This window comes from Acidovorax radicis (genome assembly GCF_020510705.1).
Classification (GTDB): Bacteria; Pseudomonadota; Gammaproteobacteria; order Burkholderiales; family Burkholderiaceae_C; genus Acidovorax; species Acidovorax radicis_A.
This window is the reverse complement of sequence record NZ_CP075184.1, coordinates 2241585-2267841: the sequence shown is the minus strand read 5'-3', so window position 1 is coordinate 2267841 and position 26257 is coordinate 2241585. Positions and strand designations below refer to the sequence as shown.

27 protein-coding genes, 2 tRNA genes and 2 pseudogenes are annotated in these 26257 nt (G+C 63.7%); 16 read left to right on the top strand and 15 right to left on the bottom strand.

The genetic code is table 11. The annotated features are described in order from the left end of the window. Positions 1-57: 57 nt before the first annotated feature. Positions 58-1131, bottom strand: a complete 1074-nt coding sequence (gene murB, locus KI609_RS10385) for a UDP-N-acetylmuramate dehydrogenase (protein ID WP_226449728.1) — start codon at positions 1129-1131, stop codon at positions 58-60. A gap of 76 nt (positions 1132-1207) precedes the next feature. On the opposite strand from murB, the gene KI609_RS10380 reads away from it, so the two are divergent. From KI609_RS10380 to KI609_RS10370, 3 genes are read left to right on the top strand one after another with little or no spacing between them, the layout of a single operon-like run. Next, positions 1208-1693, top strand: coding sequence for a YajQ family cyclic di-GMP-binding protein (locus KI609_RS10380; protein ID WP_226449727.1), 486 nt, complete (start codon positions 1208-1210; stop codon positions 1691-1693). Between the two features lie 54 nt (positions 1694-1747). Next, positions 1748-2413: a TIGR02281 family clan AA aspartic protease gene (locus KI609_RS10375; RefSeq protein WP_413463401.1), complete on the top strand. Its 666-nt coding sequence runs from the start codon at positions 1748-1750 to the stop codon at positions 2411-2413. 8 nt (positions 2414-2421) lie between these two features. Continuing rightward, complete coding sequence (locus KI609_RS10370) at positions 2422-3441, top strand: HD-GYP domain-containing protein (RefSeq protein ID WP_226449726.1); 1020 nt, start codon at positions 2422-2424, stop codon at positions 3439-3441. Between the two features lie 157 nt (positions 3442-3598). On the opposite strand, the gene plsY is transcribed toward KI609_RS10370, so the two are convergent. The 3 genes from plsY to KI609_RS10355 form a co-directional block, all read right to left on the bottom strand. Continuing rightward, positions 3599-4264 (bottom strand): glycerol-3-phosphate 1-O-acyltransferase PlsY, encoded by a 666-nt coding sequence (plsY, locus tag KI609_RS10365; protein WP_226449725.1) that lies wholly within the window; start codon positions 4262-4264, stop codon positions 3599-3601. Between the two features lie 57 nt (positions 4265-4321). Then, positions 4322-4813, bottom strand: a complete 492-nt coding sequence (locus KI609_RS10360) for an aminoacyl-tRNA deacylase (protein WP_226449724.1) — start codon at positions 4811-4813, stop codon at positions 4322-4324. Between the two features lie 68 nt (positions 4814-4881). After that, a complete protein-coding gene (locus tag KI609_RS10355; RefSeq protein ID WP_226449723.1) occupies positions 4882-5841 on the bottom strand; it encodes a LysR family transcriptional regulator in 960 nt (319 codons plus the stop codon). Positions 5842-5993: 152 nt separating this feature from the next. Here KI609_RS10355 and KI609_RS10350 point away from each other — a divergent pair, with 152 nt between their 5' ends. Both KI609_RS10350 and KI609_RS10345 read left to right on the top strand, forming a co-directional pair. Further along, positions 5994-6992, top strand: a complete 999-nt coding sequence (locus tag KI609_RS10350; protein ID WP_226449721.1) for a Bug family tripartite tricarboxylate transporter substrate binding protein — start codon at positions 5994-5996, stop codon at positions 6990-6992. A gap of 31 nt (positions 6993-7023) precedes the next feature. Beyond that, a complete protein-coding gene (locus tag KI609_RS10345) occupies positions 7024-8448 on the top strand; it encodes a M20 family metallopeptidase (protein ID WP_226449719.1) in 1425 nt (474 codons plus the stop codon). Between the two features lie 93 nt (positions 8449-8541). On the opposite strand, the gene KI609_RS10340 is transcribed toward KI609_RS10345, so the two are convergent. Continuing rightward, complete coding sequence (locus KI609_RS10340; protein WP_226449717.1) at positions 8542-9603, bottom strand: aldo/keto reductase; 1062 nt, start codon at positions 9601-9603, stop codon at positions 8542-8544. Between the two features lie 157 nt (positions 9604-9760). Between KI609_RS10340 and KI609_RS10335 the strand changes: the two genes are divergently transcribed. Then, complete coding sequence (locus tag KI609_RS10335) at positions 9761-10663, top strand: alpha/beta fold hydrolase (protein WP_226449715.1); 903 nt, start codon at positions 9761-9763, stop codon at positions 10661-10663. A gap of 48 nt (positions 10664-10711) precedes the next feature. On the opposite strand, the gene KI609_RS10330 is transcribed toward KI609_RS10335, so the two are convergent. The 4 genes and pseudogenes from KI609_RS10330 to KI609_RS10320 all read right to left on the bottom strand — a co-directional run bounded on the left by KI609_RS10330 (position 10712) and on the right by KI609_RS10320 (position 12329). Next, the gene (locus tag KI609_RS10330) at positions 10712-10921 is read right to left on the bottom strand and encodes a hypothetical protein (RefSeq protein ID WP_226449714.1); all 210 of its coding nucleotides are present in this window, start codon (positions 10919-10921) and stop codon (positions 10712-10714) included. 21 nt (positions 10922-10942) lie between these two features. Then, positions 10943-11077, bottom strand: coding sequence for a hypothetical protein (locus tag KI609_RS22915; RefSeq protein ID WP_264181380.1), 135 nt, complete (start codon positions 11075-11077; stop codon positions 10943-10945). A 15-nt stretch (positions 11078-11092) separates the two neighbouring features. Then, complete coding sequence (locus tag KI609_RS10325; RefSeq protein WP_226449713.1) at positions 11093-11356, bottom strand: hypothetical protein; 264 nt, start codon at positions 11354-11356, stop codon at positions 11093-11095. A gap of 294 nt (positions 11357-11650) precedes the next feature. Beyond that, positions 11651-12329 (bottom strand): annotated as a pseudogene (locus KI609_RS10320) (response regulator transcription factor). Between the two features lie 293 nt (positions 12330-12622). Between KI609_RS10320 and KI609_RS10315 the strand changes: the two are divergent. From KI609_RS10315 to KI609_RS10270, 10 genes are all read left to right on the top strand, one after another. Beyond that, on the top strand, positions 12623-13576 hold the full coding sequence (locus KI609_RS10315; protein ID WP_226449712.1) for an IPTL-CTERM sorting domain-containing protein: 954 nt from the start codon (positions 12623-12625) through the stop codon (positions 13574-13576). Positions 13577-13602: 26 nt separating this feature from the next. Continuing rightward, positions 13603-14328 (top strand): hypothetical protein, encoded by a 726-nt coding sequence (locus KI609_RS10310; RefSeq protein ID WP_226449711.1) that lies wholly within the window; start codon positions 13603-13605, stop codon positions 14326-14328. Between the two features lie 2 nt (positions 14329-14330). Beyond that, complete coding sequence (locus KI609_RS10305) at positions 14331-14969, top strand: phage tail protein (protein WP_226449710.1); 639 nt, start codon at positions 14331-14333, stop codon at positions 14967-14969. Continuing rightward, positions 14966-15604: a phage tail protein gene (locus KI609_RS10300; RefSeq protein WP_226449709.1), complete on the top strand. Its 639-nt coding sequence runs from the start codon at positions 14966-14968 to the stop codon at positions 15602-15604. The genes KI609_RS10305 and KI609_RS10300 overlap by 4 nt, the downstream gene beginning before the upstream one ends. A gap of 4 nt (positions 15605-15608) precedes the next feature. Next, complete coding sequence (locus KI609_RS10295; protein ID WP_226449707.1) at positions 15609-16247, top strand: phage tail protein; 639 nt, start codon at positions 15609-15611, stop codon at positions 16245-16247. Positions 16248-16438: 191 nt separating this feature from the next. Beyond that, positions 16439-17543, top strand: a protein-coding gene (gene prfB / locus KI609_RS10290; RefSeq protein ID WP_226449705.1) for a peptide chain release factor 2 whose coding sequence is annotated in 2 segments (ribosomal slippage) — positions 16439-16519 and positions 16521-17543 — 1104 coding nt in all. Because the reading frame shifts where the segments join, the coding sequence is not laid out codon by codon here. Between the two features lie 9 nt (positions 17544-17552). After that, complete coding sequence (locus KI609_RS10285) at positions 17553-18227, top strand: HAD family hydrolase (RefSeq protein ID WP_226450312.1); 675 nt, start codon at positions 17553-17555, stop codon at positions 18225-18227. Then, positions 18211-20967 (top strand): aminopeptidase N, encoded by a 2757-nt coding sequence (gene pepN / locus KI609_RS10280; RefSeq protein WP_226449703.1) that lies wholly within the window; start codon positions 18211-18213, stop codon positions 20965-20967. Before KI609_RS10285 ends, pepN begins: the two co-directional genes overlap by 17 nt. Positions 20968-20990: 23 nt before the next feature. Beyond that, positions 20991-21998 (top strand): class 1 fructose-bisphosphatase, encoded by a 1008-nt coding sequence (locus KI609_RS10275; RefSeq protein ID WP_226449701.1) that lies wholly within the window; start codon positions 20991-20993, stop codon positions 21996-21998. Positions 21999-22009: 11 nt separating this feature from the next. Then, positions 22010-22085 (top strand) — tRNA-Thr (locus tag KI609_RS10270). Between the two features lie 92 nt (positions 22086-22177). On the opposite strand, the gene KI609_RS10265 is transcribed toward KI609_RS10270, so the two are convergent. The 6 genes and pseudogenes from KI609_RS10265 to KI609_RS10240 form a co-directional block, all read right to left on the bottom strand. Beyond that, positions 22178-22702 (bottom strand): hypothetical protein, encoded by a 525-nt coding sequence (locus KI609_RS10265; protein ID WP_226449699.1) that lies wholly within the window; start codon positions 22700-22702, stop codon positions 22178-22180. Positions 22703-23080: 378 nt separating this feature from the next. Beyond that, positions 23081-24619 (bottom strand): annotated as a pseudogene (locus KI609_RS10260) (IS3 family transposase). Between the two features lie 164 nt (positions 24620-24783). Next, positions 24784-25092, bottom strand: a complete 309-nt coding sequence (locus KI609_RS10255) for a single-stranded DNA-binding protein (protein WP_226449697.1) — start codon at positions 25090-25092, stop codon at positions 24784-24786. A gap of 182 nt (positions 25093-25274) precedes the next feature. Further along, positions 25275-25351, bottom strand: a tRNA-Pro gene (locus KI609_RS10250). 27 nt (positions 25352-25378) lie between these two features. After that, a complete protein-coding gene (locus KI609_RS10245; protein WP_226450310.1) occupies positions 25379-25810 on the bottom strand; it encodes a MerR family transcriptional regulator in 432 nt (143 codons plus the stop codon). Between the two features lie 97 nt (positions 25811-25907). Beyond that, positions 25908-26255 carry an integration host factor subunit alpha gene (locus KI609_RS10240; RefSeq protein ID WP_226449695.1) on the bottom strand — a complete coding sequence of 116 codons (348 nt, stop codon included), beginning with the start codon at positions 26253-26255 and terminating at the stop codon, positions 25908-25910. Positions 26256-26257 lie beyond the last annotated feature (2 nt).

Here is a 26257-nt window from a genome sequence, read left to right as displayed (position 1 = left end):
ACGAACGAAAGGCGCGCATTGTACGCGCGCGCCCGGTTGCGGCCTCAGAACACGTTCTTACACCACCACCGGCTCAGGCTCCAGCCGGATGCCGAAGCGCTCGTAGACACTGGTCTGGATGGCCTTGGCAAGCGTCATCACCTCACCGCCGGTCACGCTATTGGCGCCCTGCCCCCGGTTGACCAGCACCAATGCCTGCTTTTCGTACACGCCGGCCTTGCCAATGGATTTCCCCTTCCAGCCACATGCATCGATCAACCAACCGGCCGCCAGCTTGATGCTGCCGTCAGGCATGGGGTAGTGCACGATGCGCGGCTCGCGCGCGATGATGTCGGCACACTGGTCGGGCGACACCGTGGGGTTCTTGAAGAAGCTGCCCGCGTTGCCCACCACGGCCGGGTCCGGCAGTTTGGTACGACGAATGTCACAGACCCAGTCGAAGATCTGCTGGGCGCTGGGACGCTCAATGCCCGCCTCCACGCGCCTGCGCTCCAGGTCAAGGTAACCCAACACCGGCTTCCAGGGTTTAGGCAGCCGAAAACGCACATGGGTAATGACCGCCCGCCCTGCGAGGCCCATGCCACGCGGCAACCCTTCTGCATTCCTGATGTCTGCCGGGGCATGTTTGAACACGGAATCCCGGTAGCCAAAACCGCACTGCGCCGCATCCAGCGTGAACGGCAGGCCAGTGGCCAGGTCGATGGCATCGAGCGAGTCAAATCGGTTCTGCAGCTCCACGCCATAGGCCCCGATGTTTTGCACCGGTGAGGCCCCCACCGTGCCGGGGATCAGTGCCAGGTTCTCCAGCCCCGGGTAACCCTGCGCCAGCGTCCAGGCCACGCAGTCGTGCCACACCTCGCCCGCACCGGCCTCCACGATCCAGGCCTTGGGGTTGTCGTCCACCAGCCGCAGGCCCTTGATTTCCATCTTGAGCACCACGGGTTTCACATCCCCCGTGAGGATGATGTTGCTGCCGCCGCCCAACACAAACTTCGGGGCAACTGCCAGTTCGGGGTGGGCCAGGACGGCGAGCACGTCTGCGATGGACTGCACGCGCACCAGCGTTTGGGCGCGCGCGGCTATGCCAAAGGTATTGCAGGGCTGTAAAGGGGCGTTTTTCTCGACTACCATTGGCTCGATTGTCGCATCCACCCCCCTTGGGGGCATGCGATCCGCCCTGTTTCCCCGAGATTGACTGAGAGCCACCATGCCATCTTTTGACACCGTTTGTGAAGCCAACCTGGTTGAAGTGAAAAACGCCGTTGAGAACACCGCCAAGGAAATCGGCACCCGTTTCGACTTCAAGGGCACTTCGGCCGGCATTGAGATCAAGGACAAGGACATCACGCTGATTGGCGATGCCGAATTCCAGCTCACGCAGATCGAAGACGTGCTGCGCAACAAGCTCACCAAACGCAATGTGGACGTGCGCTTCCTGGACATGGGTGATGTCCAGAAGATGGGCGGTGACAAGGTCAAACAGGTCATCAAGGTGCGCAATGGCATCGAGAGCGAGTTGGCCAAAAAAATCCAGAAGCTCATGAAGGAAAGCAAGCTGAAGGTGCAAGCCGCCATCCAGGAGGACAAGGTGCGCATCACCGGCGCCAAGCGCGACGATCTGCAGGCTGCCATGGCCCTCATCCGCAAGGATGTGACCGATGTGCCGCTGTCGTTTGACAATTTCCGCGACTGAGCCGGGACCCAAAGCCTCTACACCCTTCTTCACTCCTTTCGAGGGTCTTTGCCCATGACGCGCTCCCTTCAGCCACTGCGCATTCTTCCAGCCGCCATGGCAATGGTGGGCGCGCTCTGGTGGGTGCCCATGGGGGCTCAAGCGCAATCGGTCGCCCTGGCGGGCGTGCTGGGCACCAAGGCCTTGCTGGTGGTGGACGCCCACCCCCCACGCGCCATTGGTGTAGGTGACGAATTCCAGGGTGTCAAGGTCATTGCGGTGTCCAAGGAAGATGCCACGATTGAAGTCAAAGGCGCCCGCCGCGTCGTGCGAATGGGCGAGGCGCCGGTGAGCGTGGGTGCGCGCTCGGGTGGGCGTCGCGTCACACTCGTGGCCGACAGCCGCGGGCATTTTGTGAACAGCGGCTCCATCAACGGGCAGGTGATGCAATACATGGTGGACACGGGAGCCTCCACCGTGGCAATTGGGCGCCCTGACGCAGACCGCATGGGACTCAAATACCAAAGTGGTCAGCCCGTGAGGGTGGGCACCGCCAACGGGGTGGGCCAAGGGTGGCGAATGAAGCTGGACTCGGTGCGTATCGGCGATGTGGAGGTTTTTGGCGTGGAAGCCATCATCACTTCGCAGCCCATGCCCTATGTGTTGCTGGGCAACAGCTTCTTGACCGAATTCCAGATGACCCGCATCAACGACCAAATGGTGCTGGAAAAGCGCAACTGACACCGCCAATGTCTGTTCACCCCCACACCAGCCCCCCCCATTCGGAAGGCGAATACGAAGACCTGCTGAGCCTGTGGTCCGATCTGGAATCAGCCCTGTCGGTGCTGCTGTCACGGCCGCTTCAGGTACAGGACTTTCCGGGCAAGGTGCGGCAGTTCGATGGCTGGCTGCAGGATCTGGTGGCCCACGACATCGATGCGGCGCTCTACCTCATGTTCCAGCTGGCATCCACATCAACGGTTGGCTACAGCGCGTCCCATGCGCTGGTGTGCGGCACGCTGTGCCACATCATGGCGCACGAGTTGCAACTGTCACAGCGCGAGCGCGATAGCTTGGTGCGCGCGGCGCTGACGATGAACATCGGCATGACAAGCTTGCAGGATGAACTGGCGATGCAGCGCGAACGGCCTACCGCCGTGCAGCAGGAAGCCATCAAAACCCACCCGCTTGAAAGCCAGGCACTGCTGGAGCGGTTGTTCATTTCCGACACACTATGGCTCGACGTGGTCGGACAACACCACGCCAGCATTGCCGAGCGCACCCCCCTGGCCAACCAGGAGCCCGAGGACCGCCTGACGCGCATTCTGGGCACCATCGACCGCTACGCGGCCATGATCAGTCCACGCAAATCACGCGCTGGTCGCAGCGCCACGGACTCGGTGCGCGCCATCGTCGGGCAAGAGGTGGATCAACGCGATGAGGTGAGCTATACGCTGGTGCGGTCCATCGGACTGTGTCCTCCGGGCACCTTCGTCAAACTCGATAACGGCGAAACAGCCATCGTGCTGCGCCGCAGTGACAAAGCCAATCACCCGCTGGTAGCCAGCGTGCTGGACCCCAAAGGCAGCCACCATGCGCAACCGAGCCTGTACCAGACGGCCAGCGGCAAACCACGCATCCAGTCGGCGCTTGCACGGTCTGCGGTGGGTCTGGAACTCAACCACCGCACCATGGTGCGTCTGGGCCTGTATGCGGCCCAACACAGCAGCGGCTTGCGTGGCCTCGTCGCGCCGAGCCTGGTGGTCTGACGCTACCCTGGCCAGCAGACTCTCGACGGGTGGCTCCTGTCTGCCAACGGCAGATCTCTGCCCCACCGACCCCTCTCCGGTTCACAGGCAACCGATTGCCCCGAAGGCAAACTCGCGCCTGCCGTCGCAGAGAGGGCTGCGCGGCCCGGCAATCACGTCACTTGTGGGCTTTGCCAGAGGCTTCTGCCGCCGCCTTGACCTTCTTGCTCCCTAGACGCGACTCCTTGCCAGCGATGAGCCGCTGGATGTTTTCTTTATGCCGCCAGGCCAGCAACGCGGACATCACCACAATAGACAGGGCGATGGTGACTTCGGCATACCAGACCACGCCATCGACGAGCAGGTAATACACCGGCGCAAACACCGCCGCAACCAAAGACGCCAGCGACGAGTACCGAAAAAAGACGGCGATGATGAGCCAGGTTGCGGCCGTGGCAAGGCCCAGCCAGACACTGATGCCCAACAGCACGCCCAGCGCCGTGGCCACGCCCTTACCCCCCTCAAAGCGAAAGAACACCGGCCACAAGTGGCCCAAAAACGCAGCCAGTCCCACCATCGCCACGGTGCCATCCTCCAAGCCGTAGGGGTGCCCAAACCACATCACCAAGGCCACGGGCAACCAGCCTTTCATGCAATCGAGCACCAGTGTGACAACGGCTGCAGCCTTGCTGCCGGAGCGCAGCACATTGGTGGCGCCGGGGTTTTTGCTGCCATAGGTGCGCGGATCGTTCAGGCCCATGACTCGCGTCACGATGACCGCAAACGACAACGAGCCCAGCAGATAGGCAGCCACAGCGGCAAGAAGGGGGTAGACGACGTTCAAAACAACTCCTCAGGATTCACGGGGGCAGGCCTTCAGCGGCCCGTCTTTCTCAACGGCCTATTCTGCCAGCGCGCACTGCACGGGCGTCGCTCCCAGCAACTGCACGCAGATTTGTGGGTCAAGCTGTACGAGAAAACCCCTGCGCCCACCATTGATGGCGATGCGCGGTAGCGCAAGAATGGTTTGCTCGATGTACACCGGCATCTCGCGCCGTGTACCGAACGGCGAGGTGCCGCCCACCAAATAGCCACTGTGGCGGTTGGCCACCTCGGGCGCACAAGGCTCGACCGACTTGGCACCGATCTGGCGCGCCAGGTTCTTGGTCGACACCTTGCGGTTGCCATGCATAAGCACCAGCAATGGCTTGGCGTTCTGGTCCTGCATGACCAGCGTCTTGACCACCATGAAGGGATCGAGCCCCAACACCTCGGCGCTGTGCAATGCGCCGCCGTGCTCGAGATACTCATAGGGGTGCTCGGTAAACACCACCTTGTGTGCCTTGAGCAACTGGGTGGCTTGGGTCTCGGAGATGTGTTCTTTCTTGGCCATGGTGCAATCCGGATAGGGAACGAATGGTATCCACTTGCGAGCCCCGCCACGCAGCGGCGCTGGCGCGTTCAGGGGAGCGCGGCCATGGCTTTGCCGGTGGTCTTGCGCAGCCCCACCTTGCGTTTTCCGTACTGTTCGATGGCAGCGACCAGTGCCTGCGTGAACTGCTGCACCAGTGCTGACGGCGCCCGCCCGTCCACGGCCAGTACCTGCAGGCGCCGCTGCTGCAACTGCACCTCATCAAACGGCCGGGCCGCCAGCAGGCCCGCCTCCACCCAGCGCGCCGCAGTCAGATAACTGGCCAGCACCACATCCTGCCCGTCCAGAAGCGGCAGCAGCGCCGAGGAAAAATTGCTCTCGACCGCCGGCACGTAACGCAGACCCTGCACCGCACAGCTCAGGTCAAACAACTGCCGCCCTGTGATGCCAGCGGCCCCCAGAAGCAACGGGTAGCGCACTACATCGGCCACGCTCACACTGCGCTGGCGGGCCAGCGGATGCTGTGCGGGCATGATGGCGTAGAGGGGGGCGATGGCCGAATGGAGCACCTGCAAGCCCTTCTCGGGCGCCACGCTGTACTTCAGGGCCAGATCAACGTCGCCACGCAGCACCAGGGCCGACACCTCCTGCGGCACGGCCACCAGCAACTGCAGCTGCACCTGGGGGTGCGCCTGCCGGAAGGCCGATATCACGAGCGGCATGAAGCTGGCGGCAAACCCTTCGGTGCAGGCCACCCTCACGCGCAAGGACTCCTGCGCCGACAGCCCTTGCAATTGCTCCACCAGCTCCGTCGCCTGCGCATCATGCGCGGCGGCATGGGCCAGCAGCCGGGTGCCCGCTTCGGTCAGGGTCATGCCCCGGGCCTGGCGCTCAAACAGCACTACGCCCAGGCTGTCCTCCAGCTTGCCCAGCTGGCGGCTCACGGCCGAAGCGGCCACATGCAGGCGCTGCGCCGCCTGGTTGACGGAACCGGTACGCGCCACCTCCAGGAAGTAACGCAAGGGCAGGCTGAGCAATGAAACAGGCATTGTCTAAAAATCGCAAAAAGGTAATGGTCAATTGCCAAATCTCTATTCCAGGCAATGGTAAACCAGCATCCATCTTGCATGGCTTGAGGCTCCAATTCACCCATGCCCTGGCGCGCCCATCTGCTGTCGGGACGCTTACCACCGGAGTCCGCATGAAACGCCTTGTTCGAGTCTCGTTGTTGTCCACCGCCCTGGCCGTCCTCGCCAGCACCAGCGGCTTGTCGTTTGCCCAGACCGCCGCGCCCGCTGAGGCGTGGCCCCAGCGCGCCGTGCGCCTGGTGGTGCCCTTCCCGCCCGGTGGCGGCACGGACGCCGTAGCCCGCGCGCTGGGCCAAAAGCTATCCACGCGCCTGGGTAAGCCTGTGGTCATCGACAACAAACCTGGGGCATCCACCATCATCGGCACAGACAGCGTGGTGAAGGCCGAGCCCGATGGCTACACGCTGCTGGTGTCAGGCTCCACCAGCTACACCGTGAACGCAGCGCTGCGCCACAAGCTGCCCTACGACCCGCTCAAGGACCTGACCCCCGTGGCCACCATTGCGCGCGCACCGCTGGTGATCGTGGTGAACGCCAACTCGCCTTACAAGGACCTGCCCGCGCTGCTGGCGGCGGCCAAGGCTGCGCCTAAAACCATCAACTACGCCACCTTCGGCTCGGGCTCGGCCCCGCACCTGGTCGGTGCACTGCTGGAGCAGGCGGCCAACGTACGCCTGCAGGATGTGCCCTACCGGGGCAGCGCGCAGGCCATGCTGGGCCTGATCGGCGGCGAGATCCAGATGGCCATCGACACGGTGGCCAGCGCCGCGTCCCATGTGCGCTCCGGCAAGCTGCGCGCACTGGCCATCGCAGGCAACGAGCGTGCCCGTGCCCTGCCCTCGGTGCCGACCGTGCGAGAGTTGAAGCTGCCTGACGCAGCCTTTGATGGCTGGTACGCCCTGGCGGCGCCAGCGCGCACGCCGGACGCCATCGTGAACAGGCTCGTGAAGGAAGTGGAAGCGGCCATGCGCGATGTCCAGCTGCAAGAGCAAATCCGCGCCCAAGGGATGGAGCCCGTATTTGTAGGCCCCAAAGCCATGCATGCCGCGATGGACGACGAAATCGGGCGCTACCGCGCGCTGGCCCACCGCGCCCAGATCGTGGTGGACTGAACCCAATGCCGCAACACCAAGGATTCGCACGATGAGCCGAGAGCAACTGGTCCAGAACGTCCAGCGCTACTTTGACGACGGCCACTTTGCCACAGACCTGCGCCGCCGCGTGGCCTGGCGCACCGAGAGCGACACCGGCAAGGTGCCGCCCGAGCTGCGCACCTACCTCACCGACGAAATGGTGCCCTGGCTCACGCCCCTGGGTTTTGAGTGCCAGGTGCTCGACAACCCATCGCCACAAGGCGGCCCCTTGCTGGTGGCCCGCCGCGTGGAAGACCCGGCGCTGCCCACCGTGCTCACCTACGGGCATGGCGACGTGGTCAACGGGCAGGACAGCCAGTGGCGCGAGGGCCTCTCGCCCTGGGAGCTCACCATCGAAAGAGAGCGCTGGTATGGCCGGGGAACGGCCGACAACAAAGGCCAGCACACCGTGAGCCTGGCTGCACTCGCCCACACCATCGAGGCCCGGGGCGGCCGCCTGGGCTACAACGTGACGCTGCTCATGGAGATGGGCGAAGAGGCGGGTTCGCCCGGCCTGGCCGCCTTCTGCGAGCAGCACAGCGACGCGCTGAGAGCCGACCTTTTTCTGGCCAGCGACGGCCCCCGCGTGAACGCGGGCCACCCCACCCTCTTCCTGGGTTCGCGCGGAGCCATCAACTTCTCACTCGCGGTGCGCAGCCGCGACAAGGCCTACCACTCCGGCAACTGGGGCGGCGTGCTGGCCAACCCGGCCACCGTGCTCACCCACGCCCTGGCCACACTGGTGGACGCCAAGGGCCGCATCCTCGTCAAAGGCCTGCTGCCGCCTGCGGTGCCCGACAAGCTGCGCACTGCCCTCAAGGACGTGGTGATTGGCACCGGCGCCGATGACCCCGCGCTCACCCCCGGCTGGGGCGAGCCCGGCCTGACCCCCGCAGAGCAGCTGGTGGGCTGGAACACGCTGGAGGTGCTGGCGCTGGGCGCGGGCAACGCGCAGCGGCCCATCAACGCCATCCCCGCGCAGGCCGTGGCGCACTGCCAGCTGCGCTTTGTGGTGGGCACCGATTGGCAGAACGTGCAGGCCACGCTGCGCGAACACCTGGATGCGCATGGCTTCAGCCAGGTCGAGATCACCATGGGCATGCACTGCGGCGCCACGCGGCTCGATCTGCACAACCCCTGGGTGGACTGGACGATGGCCTCGCTGCAGGCCAGCGCAGGCCAGCCCGCCACGCTGCTGCCCAACCTGGCAGGCTCGCTGCCCAACGACATCTTTGCCGACCAGCTGGGCCTGCCCACCCTGTGGGTGCCGCACTCGTACCCCGCCTGCGCCCAGCATGCGCCCAACGAACATTTGCTGGCGCCCGTGGCACGAGAAGGTCTGGCGGTGATGGCTGGGCTGTTCTGGGACCTGGGTGAGCCACAAGGGACACCGTGGACTGAAGGGCGCACCACCCGGCAGGAGGCAACTGCCTGACAGCAGCGCGCACAAACTCGCAGAAAAACAAAGGGGCCTGCGCGGCCCCTTTGTTTGATCTTGCCGATTTGCAGGGCCACGCCCTGCCCCCGGTCACAACGCAGGGTCGCGCAGCTCCCAGCGAATCGCATCGATGGCCTTCAGCACCTCGGGCGACAGCGTCGTGCCCCAGGCATTCAGGTCTTCCTCCAGCTGCGTCACCGACGTCACGCCGATGATGGTGCTGGCCACTTGCCACTTGGTGTAGCAGAACGCCAGCGCCATCTGCGTGGGTGTCATGCCGTTGGCACGCGCCAGTGCGTTGTAGCGGCGCGATGCCTCCAGCGCCTCAGGGCGGCCCCAGCGTTGTTTGCGCACGGATTCATACGATGCAATGCGCGCACCCTGCGGGGCATTGGGGCCAGTAATGCCGCTTTCGTCGTACTTGCCCGTCAACAAACCAAAACCCAGCGGCGAATAGGCCAGCAGCGAGACATCCAGGCGGTGGCAGGTTTCATCCAGTCCGTTTTCCCAAGTGCGGTTGATCAGGCAGTACGGGTTCTGCACCGTGGCCACACGCGGCAGGCCGTGCTGCTCGGCCAGGCGCACGAACTCGTGCACACCATACGGGGTTTCGTTTGACAGGCCGATGTAGCGCACCTTGCCCGCCTTCACCAAGCCGGCCAGCGCTTCCAGTTGCTCGCGGATGGGGGTTTGCGAGGTTTCCTTGGAAGGGTCGTAATACAGGTTACCGAACGCTGGCACATGGCGCTCGGGCCAGTGGATCTGGTAGAGGTCGATCACATCGGTCTGCAGCCGGCGCAGGCTGGCCTCGCACGACGCCACGATGTCGGCCGGGGTCATGCCCTTGCCCTCGCGCACCCAGGGCATGCCGCGCGATGGGCCGGCCACCTTGGTCGCCACCACCAGCTTCTGGCGCGCGCCAGGGTTCTTGGCAAACCAGTTGCCGATGATGGTTTCGGTGGCACCAAAGGTCTCGGCCTTGGCGGGCACAGCGTACATCTCGGCCGTGTCGATGAAGTTCACGCCGCGCGCAAGCGACTGGCTCAGGATGGCATGCGAGTCGGCCTCATTGACCTGCTCGCCGAAGGTCATGGTGCCCAGGCAAATGGGGGTGACAAGCAGGTCACTCTGACCCAAGCGGACGGTGTTCATGCGGTGAAGGCTCCAGAAGATGGAAAAGTAAGCAGGGCCTGCTGCGGCCCCGGCTGGCGATGGTACAAGCGATCGCCAAAACCTGCCGGACGCCGGACTCCTTGGTGACACCGCAGGGCGCCCCGCCAGCGTGGCGGCAACGTAACATTGGCACAGCATGTACCAAGTCCTCACCCCTTCGCGCAGCAGCACACTGGCGCTGCGGCACCTCAACTACCACGTCCGCCACTGGGGCCCCGAGCAAAGCGACCTGCCCACGCTGGTGCTTCTGCATGGCTGGATGGACGTCAGTGCCTCCTACCAGTTCACGGTGGACGCGCTGCGGCAACCACGCCGCATCATCGCGCCGGACTGGCGTGGCTTTGGCCTGACCACCGGTGCGCCGGTGGACCACTATGTGTTTGCCGACTACCTGGCCGACCTGGACCTGCTGCTGGACCACTACGCCCCCGGCGAAGCCATCGACCTCGTGGGCCACAGCATGGGCGGCAACGTGGCCATGATGTACGCCGGTGTGCGGCCCGAGCGCGTGCGCAAGCTCGTCAACCTGGAAGGCTTTGGCCTGCCCGCCACACGCCCCGCGCAAGCGCCCACGCGCTACGCGCAATGGATCGACGAAATCAAGCAACTGCACCAGGGCAACAAAGATCTGAAGACCTATGACGGCGCCGACGGCGTGGCCCGCCGCCTCATGAAGACCAACCCCCGCCTGTCCGAGGACAAGGCCCAATGGCTGGCCCAGCACTGGGCTCGGCCCAACGCCCAGGGGCAATGGGAAATCCTGGGCGACCCGGCGCACAAGATCACCAGTGCGCAGCTGTACCGCGTGGACGAGGCCCTGGCCATCTACGAGCGCATTGCCGCTCCAGTGCTGGCCATCGAAGCCAGTGGCGACAGCCTGGGCCAGTGGTGGAACGGCCGGTACACCCTGGACGAGTACCACCAGCGCCTGACCCATGTGCGCACCTGCAGCACCGCCGTTGTGCAAGACGCGGGCCACATGCTGCACCACGACCAGCCCCAGGCAGTGGCCACGCTCGTTGAGGATTTTTTTCGCTGAAAGCTGCGGAAAAAAGGCCTCCAGCGCATTCTCTATTAGCTATCATTTTTACTTCCCTAGCACGAAACCCACCCACACCACCAGGAACACGGCACCCACCCACGAGCGCGGAGCCAGCACCACCGCCGTGCAGGCAGCGACCGCTGCGCCCCACAAGACCCGCTCCAGACGCGGCCACACCTGTTCGCCAAAGCGCCAGGTAAAAAGACAAAAGCACACCGTGTACAGAACGAAGGCGGCAATGTTCAGGCGTGACATGGCCTGCGTGTCTTCAAGCGGCTACGGGTTGGTGGCCAGCACAGTGAGCAGGTACACCGGCCAGGCGATCGACATCAGGGCATACCAGCCAAACGCGCGCTCTGCGCGGCGCAGGCACCACACCACACCAAACAGGCAACCCACAGCGCAGGACAAGTCCGCAGAAAACAACTACACCGTGCGCCGGCGCCACTGGCTCTGCTCTTGCTCTGCGGCTACCTCCGCAACGTTACCCAGCCGCACGCTACCCAGCCCCGGCGCCAAAAGCTCCAGCCCCAACACGCGCACCCGCACCGTGTTGACGCCCTCCCGCAGCGCCAAAACCGGCAGCAGCCACCAACGCGGCACATTCAAGTTGCGCGACAGAGGCCCCACCAGCGAAGCATCGTGCAAGAGCAGGTCATCGTTGATGAACACCTCTCCGGTCATGCTCATGCCATCCACGCCCAGCGCCATGGGCTCCGTGTGGTCAGCGCAAACACGCTCCCACTGAATGCGATACCACGCCGTCCCATCATGGTCCGGCCAGCGCCGCCCCCACACATCGGGCAGTTCTACTGGCTCCCAGCAACTGTCAGGCCGCACCAGCGGGTCGGCGCCACATGATGCGCGCGGCCTCCCCGGCCAGCACGCGCGGCGCGCATACCCCAGGCATGGCGACGGTTTGCGACCATGCCGGGCTGCACACCGCCATCGCCCACACCAGCACCCAGCCGCAGTCCCACCACCTCATCCGATCACCCCATGGTCACGCGCCGTGCGCACGGCCACGATGCGCGACGACACCGCCAGCTGCGGTAGATGCGCTTCACACGGCTCTCGACCGTGTAGTGCTACAGGTGCAGTTGCTCGGCAATTTCGCGGGTGCGCAGGCCGTCAGCCACCAGCCGCAGGATCTGGACCTCACGCTCGGTCAACGCCTGGCCCTGCCCTGCGACCGGCACCACCGCAGCTGCAGGCAGGGGCAGCAGCTCCAGAATGCGCCGCGCGTGAAGGGGTTGATCGGCGCCCCGCCGCGCAGCGCGCCGCGAATCGACACCTCGATGTCGTCACGCTCCTTGAGCACATAGCCCGTCGCCCCGACACGCAGCGCGCCCAGGATGGACTCCTCGGTGCTCCAGGCTGACACCACCAAAATGCCCAGCCCCGGATCGTCCGCGCGCAGTTGCTCGATCAGCGCCATGCCACTGCCGTCGGGCAGCGCCAGGTCGACCAGCGCCAGCGCCACTGGCTGCGTGGCCAGGCAAGCCCGCGCCTCGGCCAACGTGGCGGCAAACACCAGCGCATCGGACGCATAGCCCAAGGACAACAGGACGCCGCGCAGGCGCTGCTGCAGCAAAGGCTCATCCTCCACCACCAGCACCGGGGCAGGCAAGGAAAGCTCAGGCGCGAGGGGGTCAAGGGTCATGAAAGAAGGCAGGCATGCCAAGGCAAGAAAAAGGAAGAGCAAGAAGAAGAGGCGCCATGGTAGGCCACAGCGCCATCCTCGCCCATCCCTGAAACTGGTGAAAGTGCGCCGCGCGAGCGCAAATTACCCAATTTCAGGGATACCAAAAACGGGGCTCAACCACTAGCCTCGCCATAACTTCATACAGCCCCCTCGCGGGCAGCACGGCTTCAAGCCAAATCAATGCCCAGCGCTTGTCTGAAATGCACCAATGGATATCAAAAAATGAGCAACCGTCACTACACTCCCCGCCTATGCATTTGAAACACCTCTTGGGCCTTGCGGCGCTTGCGCTCACCTGTGGAGCAGCGCAAGCAGACTGGGCGCTGCCCGCGGGTGCCAGTGCGCGCCTGGGCGGCGGCACGGTATCGATGGGCTGCGCCAGCCTGCAAAACGGCGGCACGCTGCGGCTCGACGATGGCGCACTGCTCGCCGCGCGCGACGTGGCGCTGGCCAGTGGTGCGCAGCTAGAGATCGGCGCCGGCCGTATAGAGCTGGCCCAACAGTGGACCAACCTGGGCACGGCCACGGCCACCAGCGGCGGCGTGACGCGCACCGCCAGCCCAGGCTGCGCGGTAGTGGGCCAGGCCGGGCCGGTGGCACTGAGCCCGCTCACGCCGCCTGCACCGCAGCCCGTGACCGTGCCGCCCCTGCCGGGCGGAACCGGCACAACGGCACAGGTGGCCATCGGTGGCGTCGGTGCATCAGGCGCCATTATCGGCCTGCCGTCGGGCTGCACCGTCACCCAGTTGGCCATCGACCGCACCATCCCTCCTGGCGCGCCCGGCAACGCCAGCTTTCCGCTGGGCGTGCTGCGCTTTGAAGCCAGTGGCTGCCCTGGCGCGGTGCTGCAGGTGCGCGCCACCTACCCCGCCGGCAGCCTGGCGGGCCTGGTGATGCAGAAGTATGGCCCCCACGGCACGCCAGTGCGTACCGGCTGGTTCAGCCCGCCCGGCCTGGCGGTGAGTGGTGACACCGTGAGCTACACCGTGACGGACGGCGGCGACGGCGACAGCGACACCCGCGCGGGCTCCATCTCCGACCCCTTCGCGCCCATGCTGCTCGCCGCTGTGCCTGGCGCTGGTGGCGCACAGGCCATCCCCACTCTGGGCGAATGGGGCGTGTTGCTGCTGTCGACGCTCATGGCCCTGCTGGGCGCGCACGGCGTTCGCCGCATGCGCCATCCTGCCCGCCGCCACATCCTTTGATTTGCCTTTTCGACCGGATTCACACCATGCATCGCACCCCTCGCACCTACCGCCTCCTGGCCGCTGCCGCCGCCGCACTTGCCCTGGGGTCCGCCTGGGCACAGGACATGACCTTCACCCCCGCCACCAATGGCGCCGTGGTGATCGAAGCCCCTGCAGGCACGGCCGCGCTGCGCGTACAGCCCTCGGGCGCCGTGCAGCTGCCCGGCCTGCCAGCGACGCCCGCCACACTGACCACAGCCGTGTGCCACGATGCGGCCGGCACCCTGGGGCGTTGTGACGCTGCGGCGCTTGCGGGCCAGCAAGGCCCCGCAGGCCCACAGGGGCCTGCAGGGTCTGCAGGCGCCACGGGCCCAGCGGGACCCACCGGCCCTGTGGGGCCGACCGGGCCCGCTGGCGCTACCGGAGCGACAGGCGCCACCGGCCCCAAGGGAGACCCTGGCACCAGTGGCGGCGCAGGGGTCGTGGGCCTGGCCGAGACGCGCCACGGCTGCTTCAGCGCCGCCGCCACACCCGTATCGGGAGCAGGCTATGCCGTGGCCCTGGCCAACGGCATCTACTCCGTCACCTTCAACCCGGCGCTGGGCGCTGGCAACTACACCCTGCTGATGGACGCACGCACCAGCACGGGCCGGGCACTGGCCGTCACCACAGGCGGCGACGTGACCACGGCGCTGACATTCGCACCCGGCTGGCTCGCCGCCGACGGCCCCGAGACCATCGCCCGCATCTGCTTCATGCTGGCTCGCTGACCATGGCACACCCCGCACCATCCCAACCCTCGCGCCGCTTGCCAATCTGGCGCCACCTGGCCATCCATGGCGCATGCGGTCTGTCCATGCTCGCGGCTTGCGCCGCGGCGCGGGCCGACAGCTACCCTTTCGTGGGCGCGCTCATGCCCATGGCGGGCCTGTCGTCAGGCTCCTCCTGCCCCAATGGCTGGCTGGCGGCCGAAGGCCAGGTGCTACCTATCCAGACCAACACTACGCTGTACTCGCTGCTTGGCACCGCGTATGGCGGCAACGGCACAACCACCTTCGCGCTGCCCGACCTGCGCGGGCGCGTGGCGGTGGGCATGGGCCAAGGCCCCGGGCTCTCCGCACTGAATCAGGGCGAAAACGGCGGCAACACCAACACCACGCTGTCGTCAGCCAACCTGCCCATGCACCAGCACGGTCTGGCCACCAACGCCACGGCCACCCACACCACGCCAGGCCCGGGGCGCACGCTGGCCCAGGCACAGAACGCCGGGATTTACGCCAATAGCGGCAACGCAACCACTCTGGCCCAAAGCCTCCCAGTGGGCCAGAATGCGCCCATCCCGACCATGAGCCCCTACCTGGTCATCAACTGGTGCATTGCCATCACCGGCGACTTCCCTCAACGCCCATGAACCAATCCATGCCCTTGCGCACTCCCTTCTGGCAGCGCCCGGCCACACGGCTTGCAGCGCTGTCTGCCGCGCTCTGCGCGGCCTTGTGCACCGCGCCTATTGCACACGCCTCCGGCCCCGATCCGTACGTTGGCGAGCTGATGCTGTTTGGTGGCAACTATTGCCCCGTGGGCTGGCTGCCGGCCGAAGGACAGACGGTGAGGATCACTGAATACGAGCTGCTGTTTGTTCTACTCAACACAACCTACGGCGGCGATGGCGTGGAAACGTTCCAATTGCCCGACCTGCGTGGCCGCGCGGCCGTGGGCGCGGGCAACGGCCCTGGCCTGGCACAGCAAACCCTGGCCAATCGAGGCGGGGCAGAGGCCGCAACGCTGTTGCCGCAAAACCTACCCCCCCACACGCACAGCATGCAAGCCAGCACCCAGCCTGCCACCCACACCACACCTGCGCCGGGCCGTGTGCTGGGCACGGCGCAAAACGGCGGCGCCTATGCCTCCGGGGGGCCCAGCATGAATTTGCAGGTCACCAGTGCCGCCGGCACCAGCGCACCGCAGCCGTTCAGCGTGCGCAGCCCCTTTCTCGCCATGCGGTGGTGCATTGCCACCACGGGCCTTTTTCCGCAGCAGCAATAAAAAAATGAAAACCTCGTTACGCGCCCATGCAGCCTGCGCAAGCAGGTCTCTTTTCAATGGCATTTCATGCCACCTGCGGGTGGCCGCGCTGGCCGCCACAGCCCTCCTCGTTTGCAGTGGCGCACAGGCCCAAAGCCCCTACCTCAGCGAATTGCGTGCCTTCGCTTTCGGCTACTGCCCCAAATACTGGTTTCCAGCCAACGGAGCCATCTTGGCAATTCAGACCAACCAGGCGCTGTTTGCCCTGACCGGTACGACCTATGGCGGCGACGGCATTCGCACCTTCACCCTGCCCGATCTGCGCGGGCGCACGCCGGTGGGGTGGGGCAATGACACGCTGGGCAACAACTATCAGCGCGGGCAAAGTGATGGTCGGGAAACCACCTCCATTACCACCGCTCAAATGCCTTCGCACACGCATCAACCGATCGCCACCACGGACCCAGCCACCCACGCCACGCCCACAGCGAACGCGCTGCTGGCACAAGCGCAGAACGCCGGCTTATACGTGGACAGCGCCGCAGCCAACACCACGCTGGACACCGCCCCCGCCGGCACTGGCCAGGCAGTGTCCACGCGCGATCCCTATCTGGCCATCACCTGGTGCGTGGCGACGCAGGGCGTTTTTCCATCTTCAAATTGATCGCCAAAGCGGGCGATAGCGCTTACGTTTAATGCGCATATAGCTATTGAAAAAATATCATTCGCACCATAAAAACGCAAGCGCACCCATCGCGCCGCAAGACCTTTCGTGCCGGTGGCGAAGCCGAGCGGCACGTTGCGCGTCCCATGAGAAAATGTCGGATTACTCCCCACAAACACACAGGACACATCATGGACGCAGAACGTATCAACCTCATTGGCAACACCCTCTCCGACCTGACCGTGCGAACGCAAGAGTTACGGAGGTATCTTTGACTACGATGCCAAATTTGAACGCCTGCGCACGGTAAACGCCTCGCTGGAAGACCCTTCGGTCTGGAACGATCCGAAGAAGGCCCAAGAACTCGGCAAAGAAAAGAAATCGCTGGACGGCGTGGTGCTCACGCTGGAAAAACTCACGCGCGAACTGGCTGACAACACCGAGCTCTATGACATGAGCAAGGAAGAAAGCGACGAAGCGGGCCTGATGACCATCGAGGCCGAAACCGCCAAGCTCAGGCCCGAGATCGAGCAACTTGAATTCCGCCGCATGTTCCGCATGGAAGCCGACCCGCTCAACTGCTTTGTGGACATTCAGGCGGGTGCCGGTGGCACCGAAGCCTGCGACTGGGCGAGCATGCTGCTGCGCCAGTACCTCAAGTACGCGGAACGCAAGGGCTTCAAGACCACGGTCGAAGAAGAAACCCCGGGCGATGTGGCCGGCATCAAGAGCGCCACGATCAAGGTCGAGGGCGAATACGCCTATGGCCTGCTGCGCACCGAAACCGGCGTGCACCGCCTGGTGCGCAAGTCGCCCTTCGACTCGTCGGGTGGGCGCCACACCAGCTTCGCCAGTTTGTTTGTGTACCCCGAGATCGACGATTCCATCGAGATCAACATCAACCCCGCCGATGTGCGCACCGATACCTATCGCGCATCCGGCGCGGGCGGGCAGCACATCAACAAGACCGACTCGGCCGTGCGCCTGACGCACATGCCCACCGGCATCGTGGTGCAGTGCCAGGACGGCCGCAGCCAGCATGGCAACCGCGACATCGCGTGGCAGCGCCTGCGCTCCAAACTGTATGACTTTGAGATGCGCAAGCGCCAGGAAGAGGCGCAAAAGCTCGAAGACACCAAGACCGATGTGGGATGGGGCCACCAGATCCGCAGCTATGTACTGGACAACAGCCGCATCAAGGACCTGCGCACCAACGTCGAAATTTCGGCCACACAAAAGGTGCTGGACGGCGATCTGGACGCCTTCATCGAAGCCTCTTTGAAGCAAGGTGTCTAAAGGATGATGATGCGCACCGACGCCATCATCTTCGACATGGACGGCACCATGATCGACTCCATGCCCTGGCACGCCCAGGCATGGGTCGAGTTCGCGCGCCGCCGGGGCATGGACATCGACGTGCCCGATCTCATGGCCCGCACCACGGGCCGCAACGGCACCGAGTGCATCGTCGAACTGCTGGGCCGCGCCGTGTCGCAGGACGAGGCGGACGCCCTCACGCACGAGAAAGAAACCATCTACCGTGAGCTGTTTGCCCCCCGCTTTGCCGAAGTGGCGGGCTTTCGCCAGTTTGCGGCGCAGGTGCGCGCGCGCGGCCTTAAGGTGGCGGTGGGCACGGCGGGCGACATCGGCAACGTGGAATTCGCCCTGGGCCATCTGGGCCTGGAGCCTGCGCCACAAGCCATCGTGCGGGGCGACGAGGGCCTGCCCGGCAAGCCCCAACCCGCCATCTTTCTCGAAGCGGCACGCCGCATTGCCGCAGCGCCCGAGCACTGCATCGTTTTTGAAGACGCGCCTTTTGGCATCGAGGCCGCACGGCGCGCAGGCATGCGCGCCGTGGCCATCTGCAGCACGCACACGCCTGAGCAATTGGCCGGGCCGCATGTGCTGGCTAGCGTGCGCGACTACACCGAACTCATGAACACCGACTTTCTGGAGAGCATCCATGTTGCAACTGCATAACGCAGACGGAAGTGGAGACAGCGCCGGCCCGGCCGCCGCCATCCGCCGCGAGGACTACGCCGCCCCCGCCTACTGGATCGACAGCGTCGAGCTGACCTTCGACCTGGACCCCAACAAGACCCGCGTGCTCAACCGCATGACGCTGCGCCGCAACCCCGATGTGGCTGCGCAGCCGCTCAAGCTCGATGGCGATGACCTGAACCTGGCACGCGTGCTGGTCAACGGCCAGGGCACCTCGTTCAAGATGGAAGGCGCGCGCCTGGTGCTGGAGAACCTGCCGGAGGGCGCCGAGCCCTTTGCGCTCGAAATCTTCACCACCTGCTGCCCCGCCAAGAACACACAGCTCATGGGCTTGTATGTGAGCCAGGGCACCTTCTTCACACAGTGCGAAGCCGAGGGCTTTCGCCGCATCACCTACTTCCTGGACCGCCCCGATGTGATGGCCAGCTACACCGTGACGCTGCGCGCCGACAAGGCCCAGTACCCGGTGCTGCTGTCCAACGGCAACCTGGTGGACAGCGGCGACCTGGAAGACGGCCGTCACTTTGCCAAGTGGGTGGACCCGCACAAGAAACCCTGCTACCTCTTCGCATTGGTCGCAGGCAAGCTGGTGGCCCGCGAGCAGAAGATCAAGAGCCGTTCAGGCACCGACCACCTGCTGCAGGTCTACGTGCGCCCGGGCGATCTGGGCAAGACCGAACACGCCATGAACTCGCTGATGTACAGCGTGGCCTGGGATGAAGCCCGCTTCGGCCTGCCGCTGGACCTGGAGCGCTTCATGATCGTCGCCACCAGCGACTTCAACATGGGCGCCATGGAGAACAAGGGCCTGAACATCTTCAACACGAAGTACGTTCTGGCCAGCGAAGCCACCGCCACCGACACCGACTTTGCCAACATCGAAAGTGTGGTCGGCCACGAATACTTCCACAACTGGACGGGCAACCGCGTCACCTGCCGCGACTGGTTCCAGCTGAGCCTGAAGGAAGGCCTCACCGTCTTCCGCGACCAGGAATTCAGCATGGACCTGGCGGGCAGCCCATCGGCCCGCGCCGTCAAGCGCATCGAAGACGTGCGTGTGCTGCGCACCGCGCAGTTCCCCGAAGACGCGGGCCCCATGGCCCACCCGGTGCGGCCCGACAGCTACGTCGAGATCAACAACTTCTACACCGTCACCATCTATGAAAAGGGTGCCGAGGTGGTGCGTATGCAGCACAACCTGGTGGGTCGCGAAGGCTTTGCCAAGGGCATGAAGCTGTACTTTGAGCGCCACGACGGCCAGGCCGTGACCTGCGATGATTTTGTGCAGGCCATCGCCGATGCCAACCCCACCAGCCCGCTGGCGCAGCACCTGCCCCAGTTCAAGCGCTGGTACAGCCAGGCCGGCACGCCCCGCGTGCGCGCCACCGGCCGCTACGACGCTGCCACGCGCTGCTATGCGCTCACACTGTCGCAAAGCTGCGCCCTCACACCCGGCCAGAGCGAGAAGCAGCCCTTTGTCATCCCGGTGGAGCTGGGCCTGATCGATGCCACCACCGGCGGCGCCCTGCCCTTGCACCTGGCGGGCGAAGGCGCTGCAGAAGGCGCAGCCCACACCACCTCGCGCGTGGTGGTGCTCACCGAGGCATCGCAGACCCTGACCTTCACCAACCTGGATGCCGAGCCTGTGCCGTCGCTGCTGCGCGGCTTCAGCGCCCCCGTGGTGCTGGACATCGACTACACCGATGCACAGTTGCTCACGCTGCTGGCACACGACGCCGACGCCTTCAACCGCTGGGAAGCAGGGCAACGCCTTGCGCTTCGGTCTGCTATTAATGCAATAGCTGATAGCGCAATGGGGACAAGCGCTAGCGGCCAATTTGATCATAAAATTCTCGCTGCAGAGTTTGTGGACGCCATGCGCGGCGTGCTGCGCAACCCCGCGCTCGATGCAGCCTTCAAGGAGCTGGTGCTCACGCTGCCGTCCGAAACCTACATCGCCGAGCAGTTGGACGTGGTGGACCCACAGCGCATTCACGCCGTGCGCGAAGCCATGCGCGAGCAACTGGCCCTGTCGCTGCAGGCCGACTGGGAAGCGGCATGGGAGCAGAACCAGGACACCGGTGGCTACAGCCCCGATCCTGTGTCCTCGGGCCGCCGTGCACTCAGTGGCCTGGCGCTGCACATGCTGTGCATCGCCGCACAGAAAACAGGCGACGTGGTCTGGCCCGGCAAGGCCTACCAGCGGTTCAAGGTGGCCAGCAACATGACGGACCGTTTCAACGCGCTCACAGCCCTGGTGGCCAGCGGCAGCGAACTGGCGGCCCCGGCCCTGGCGCGCTTCCATGCGCTGTTCAAGGACGAGCCCCTGGTCATCGACAAATGGTTTGCGCTGCAGGCCGGTGCGCCCGACCGTGGCGGCAACGTGCTGCCCGCAGTGCGCCAGCTCATGGCGCACCCGGACTTCAGCCTGAAGAACCCCAACCGCGCACGCAGCGTGATCTTCAGTTACTGCAGCGCCAACCCCGGTGCCTTCCACCGGTCGGATGCCGCAGGCTACGTGTTCTGGAGCGACCGCGTGATCGAGCTGGACGCCATCAACCCGCAGGTGGCTGCGCGCTTGGCCAGGGCCCTGGACCGGTGGAAGAAACTGGCAGAACCGTGGCGCACCTCGGCACGCGAAGCCATCGCCCGCGTTGCCGCAAGGCCCACCCTGTCCAACGACGTTCGCGAGGTGGTCACCCGCGCGCTCGCTGAATAAACCACCACAAAGAGAAGACAGACATGGCAAAAAGCATCAGCCTGACCCGCTACCTCGTTGAACAGCAACGGGTGGACGGCCTTATCCCCTCACAACTGCGCCTGCTCCTCGAAGTGGTGGCCCGCGCCTGCAAAAGCATCAGCCACGCCGTGAACAAAGGGGCGCTGGGCGGCGTGCTGGGCACGGCCACCAGCGAAAACGTGCAGGGCGAGATCCAGAAAAAACTCGACATCATCGCCAACGAGGTGCTGATCGAAGCCAACGAATGGGGCGGCCACCTGGCGGCCATGGCGTCTGAAGAAATGGACGGCATCTACCTGGTGCCCAACCGCTACCCGCAAGGCGAATACCTGCTGCTGTTTGATCCCCTGGACGGCTCCAGCAACATCGATGTGAACGTAAGCATCGGCACCATCTTCAGCGTGCTGAAAAAGCCCGATGGCGACCGCGGCGTGGAGGAAGGCGACTTCCTGCAACCCGGTACCCAGCAGGTGGCCGCAGGCTACTGCATCTACGGCCCACAGACCACCCTAGTGCTCACCGTGGGCGACGGCGTGGCCATGTTCACGCTCGACCGCGAACAGGGCTCCTTCGTGTTGACCGAAGAGAACGTGCGCATTCCCGAAGACACCAAGGAATTCGCCATCAACATGAGCAACATGCGCCACTGGGACGAGCCCGTGAAGCGCTACATCGACGAATGCCTGCAAGGCAAGGAAGGCCCGCGCGGCAAAGACTTCAACATGCGCTGGATCGCGAGCATGGTGGCCGACGTGCACCGCATCCTGACCCGTGGCGGCGTCTTCATGTACCCCTGGGACAAACGCGAACCCCACAAGCCCGGCAAACTGCGGCTGATGTACGAAGCCAACCCCATGAGCTGGCTGGTCGAACAAGCCGGCGGGGCTGCCACCAACGGCAAGCAACGCATCCTCGACATCCAGCCCACCCAGCTCCATGAGCGCGTCAGCGTGATCCTCGGCTCAAAAAATGAGGTCGAGCGCGTGACTAGCTACCATTCCACGCTATAATTCGAGGCTAAGCCGGTGTAGCTCAGTCGGTAGAGCAGCTCATTCGTAATGAGAAGGTCGGGTGTTCGATTCATCTCTCCGGCACCAAGTCAGTAAAGAAAACCCCGCTATCCAAAAGATAGCGGGGTTTTTATTTTGGTGTTGCTTGTAGGCAATCTGTAGGCAAGTGACGCGAATCACTATCCTTCTTTGGGCGTGAAAAACGCCCCTGCCCCTTGCTCGATAGACGCGGCTATTGCTTTGCGGGCCAACTTCGCTTCGCCGGGGTAACGACCAGTCAACAGCACGCATGCGAGTGAGAACACGACACTAGCGAGCCAAAAGAAGACGGCAACAAACAGCACAGCCCACATTGAGGCGGCGCTTTCCGCGCCATAGGTGTACATGTACCAACCGACACCAGCCATCACCCCCACCTGAAGAAGGCCTCCCAGCCATCCCCAACCCGTGCGAATGAGCCCGCACATGTCTGAAATCCTGTTCCTTAGTAGTTCATCGCTACTACGACGCGACGCATACTGCATGACGCTAGGTAAAAGGCTCGGCTCGTTCTCGATGGCGGCGACTGGAACGCCAAGCGCGATTGCGGCGTCTTGAAGGCGGCGTTTGCGGACACGCTCTTGCTCCCACGCGCTGATTGCGATTGTGAGCACACCAAAGGCCGTAGTTAGACCAAGAGCGCCGACCACGTGCAGAACCGCCATCCACATTTGTCTCTCCAAAAGTATGAGAGCGATTTTGGTCGGAGCCAGTTGGGAATGTCTAGGAAATCTCTACGCCGGGCACTCTCTGCGCATGCGAGCGAGAGCAAAGCCCCCCGTTTTTCCGGTGAAAGACCCCCAAATTTCCCATGAAACACCCCCAAAAATGCGGGTATCAGCGGGCTGACGCCGGTGCGACGATGTAGACCCCTCCGATGATTGCGCCCGGCACTTTCACCACCTTGCCGGGTCCGCTTGCTCCCTCGGCAATCCCTCTGATGGTCACCAAGCCACCTTGCGCAACGCTCACCACCCAGAATTCCCGTTTAGCTCCGCCACGCCCTCGACGAACGGGGGTGCGGATAAAAACTTGGACTGGTTTTATGCCGTGAGTCCAAGGCTCTCTCGGTATTCGATGGGACTGAGTGAGCCAAGGGAGATCTTGATCCGCTTCTCGTTGTACCAGCGGATGTAGTCGTCGACTGCCTCAATGAACTGCGCAAGGGTGACGCTCTTCCAGTCCCGAGGATAGAACAGTTCGTTCTTCAGCCGACCGAAGAACCCCTCGCAGGCTGCGTTGTCAGGGGAGCATGCCTTGCGAGACATCGAGCGGGTGAAGTTGGCATCGCGCATCCTCGATATCCAGCCTGGCCAGCGGTAGTGCCCCCCGCGGTCGAAGTGAACCACAGGCCGGTCAGCGGTGTCTGTCACCGTCTCGATGGCTGCATCCAGCATGGTATTGACCAGCTCAGCATCCGGGCTCGTGCCAATGGTCCAGCTCACCACCATCCCATCGAAGCAGTCGATGATCGGCGACAGGTAGACCTTACCTGCAGGGATCTGGAACTCCGTGATGTCCGTGAGCCACTTCTTGTTCGGTGCCGCGGCCTGGAAGTCTCGGTCGATGATGTTCTCAGGCGCGGGGCTGATCTCGCCAAGGTAGGACGCATACCTGCGCCGCTTGGGCTTAGCCACGACTAGGCTCTCTTGCTTCATCAGGCGCTGCACCACCTTCTCGGAGATTGTGACGTCTTGCCTAGTCAGCGAGGCCTGCAGCCTGCGGTAGCCGTAGCAGCGATGGTTCGACTCGAAGATATCGGTGATGGACTGCCTTACTTCAAGGTACTTGTCGCCGGCGGCCGCTCGGACCCGATGGTAGAAGTACGAGCTGCGTGCAAGACCCAACTGTCCAAGGAGCTTTGGCAGACCATAGTGCTCCTTGAGGGCGTCAATCAGCAGTGTCTTCTCCCGGTTGGACAGGAGCTGCAGATCGACGCCCAGGCCTTTTTTTAGCAGTTCATTGGCCTTGTTCAAGAGGTCCTGCTCAAGGCGCAGTTGCCTGACTTCGCGGCGCAACGCCTCAACCTCGCGCTCGAGCTCATCGCGCTCTTGAGCCCGCGGGGACTGATTGGTGTGTTTCATGGATGCGGGTGCCTCACGTCCCAGAAGCTGGTTCTTCTAGTTGTACAACGTCGGCCTGCTCACGCCAAGCTTCTGAGCAACCGCCTGCGCACTTCCCTCACGAGTGCACAGCTCGAGGACTGTCTGCTTCTTCAGTTGCGGCAGCCGAGGCGCACTGACGGCTCTGCCGACAACGCGCTGGCGGGAGTCAGGGTCCAGTTCATCAATCCAGGCACGCAGCAAATCGCGGCACGGATAGCCCAGCGCCTTGACCGTGGCGACGATGCAGCGCCCGTGCTCGGCGTAGTGTTCGACAGCCTTCTTCTTCTGAATTTGAGAATACTTCGGCTTTGAGCGCGCGTAGCCGGACGGCAGGTCCAGGCGCCGCTCGTACTCCTCATGCCAGCTCATCAACGAGTTCTTCGTCGGATATCCCAACTGGCGGATAGTGGCACCGGTGCGCTTGCCCAGTTTGATGTAGAGCTCGACCGCTCGGATTCGATCTTCGTAGGAATACATGAACTACCTCCTGGTAGTCCAAGTTTTTGTCCGCACCCCCAGCTGGTCAGTTTTGGGTTGGCACTAACACTGTCGCCTCATCAAGCACATTTCCAATTGGCGTAGACGCCGCACCAGCGACCGCATTTTCGTAAATGGGCCGATAACGACAACCGGCATGGGCCTCAGTAGTCCAGCGACGCCGGAACTGCAAGCAGTCGGTGCGCCACCATATCAAGCGCAGGGCGCACTATGCCTTGTTTGTCTGTCCAAACGCGGGGGGTCAGACTCCCTGACAGAGCGACGGAATCACCATCGCGAAGTGCATCAAGTGACTCGCACACTCGCGCTTCGAAGGCTATGACATTGACGAACAAGACCTCACCCTCGGCCGTGCTCGCCCGCACTTTCGCGAGCGTGAAGCTCTTTCCACCCTTGTCAGTGCGCCGCTCGGGTTCACCGTAAATTCGTCCAGCAATCAGTCCGTCAATCATGAGAGTTTTTCGCTAGTTCAAGGCTCATTGCAGCGCGATTTGCGACATTTCACAGCCGCGTGAAGAACTGGGTATAGGCATCGCCACCGCCACGCGACAAAGGCCCCAGTGGCCGCAGACCCGAAAGCAATTCATCAAGCAAAAAAGCCCAGAATCTTTCGATTCTGGGCTTTTGCTATCAATGGTCGGCGTGGCGGGATTCGAACTCGCGACCCCTTGCACCCCATGCAAGTGCGCTACCAGGCTGCGCTACACGCCGACAAGAATTAGATTATATGCTGAAAAATCACCCCAAAGAAAGCAGCTCACGAATTTCAAACAATTCTTTGCGAACCGCGTTCGAATCCAGCGTAGCGGCTGACGCATCAAAGGAAAACCCATGCGCGCCATTCATCGAATCCGAGAGGGCATCCGAACCAGCATCTCCATGGCCACCAGCCACTGAATCATCGCGTGCGGGGTGCGCAAGCTCTTGCAGGCGATTGCGGGCTCCGCTGATGGTGAAGCCCTGATCGTAGAGCAAGTCGCGGATGCGGCGAATCATGAGCACCTCATGGTGCTGGTAGTAGCGCCGGTTGCCCCGCCGCTTCATGGGGCGCAGTTGAGTGAACTCCTGCTCCCAATAACGCAATACGTGGGGTTTGACCCCGCATAGCTCCGCCACCTCACCAATCGTGAAGTACCGCTTGGCTGGGATAGAAGGAAGCGTGGTGCCCATGTGATGCGGGTTCAAGCCGGAAAACCGTCGAGCGTACTGCAGACTCACCGATCCCGCCAGCCAAAGGCTTCGCATGAAGAACGAAATCGGTAAGAAATCACGCTGCAACAGCTGTCTGAATTTGCTCCTTGAGTTTGCTGCTTGCGTGGAAGGTCACGACGCGGCGCGCCTTGATCGGAATGGCTTCGCCTGTGCGAGGATTGCGTCCAGGGCGTGGTGCTTTGGTGCGGATCTGGAAATTCCCGAAACCCGACAATTTCACATCCTTGCCTTCGACCAGGCTCTGCGCAACCAAATCAAAAAATGCGTCGATCATGTCTTTGGACTCGCGCTTGTTCAGTCCAATCTGATCAAACAACAAGTCCGCCAGCTGCGCCTTGGTCAGCGCAGGTGTTTCCAGGGTTTCCACTGCAAACTCGATCACGGCATCACTCTCCTTGAACATCT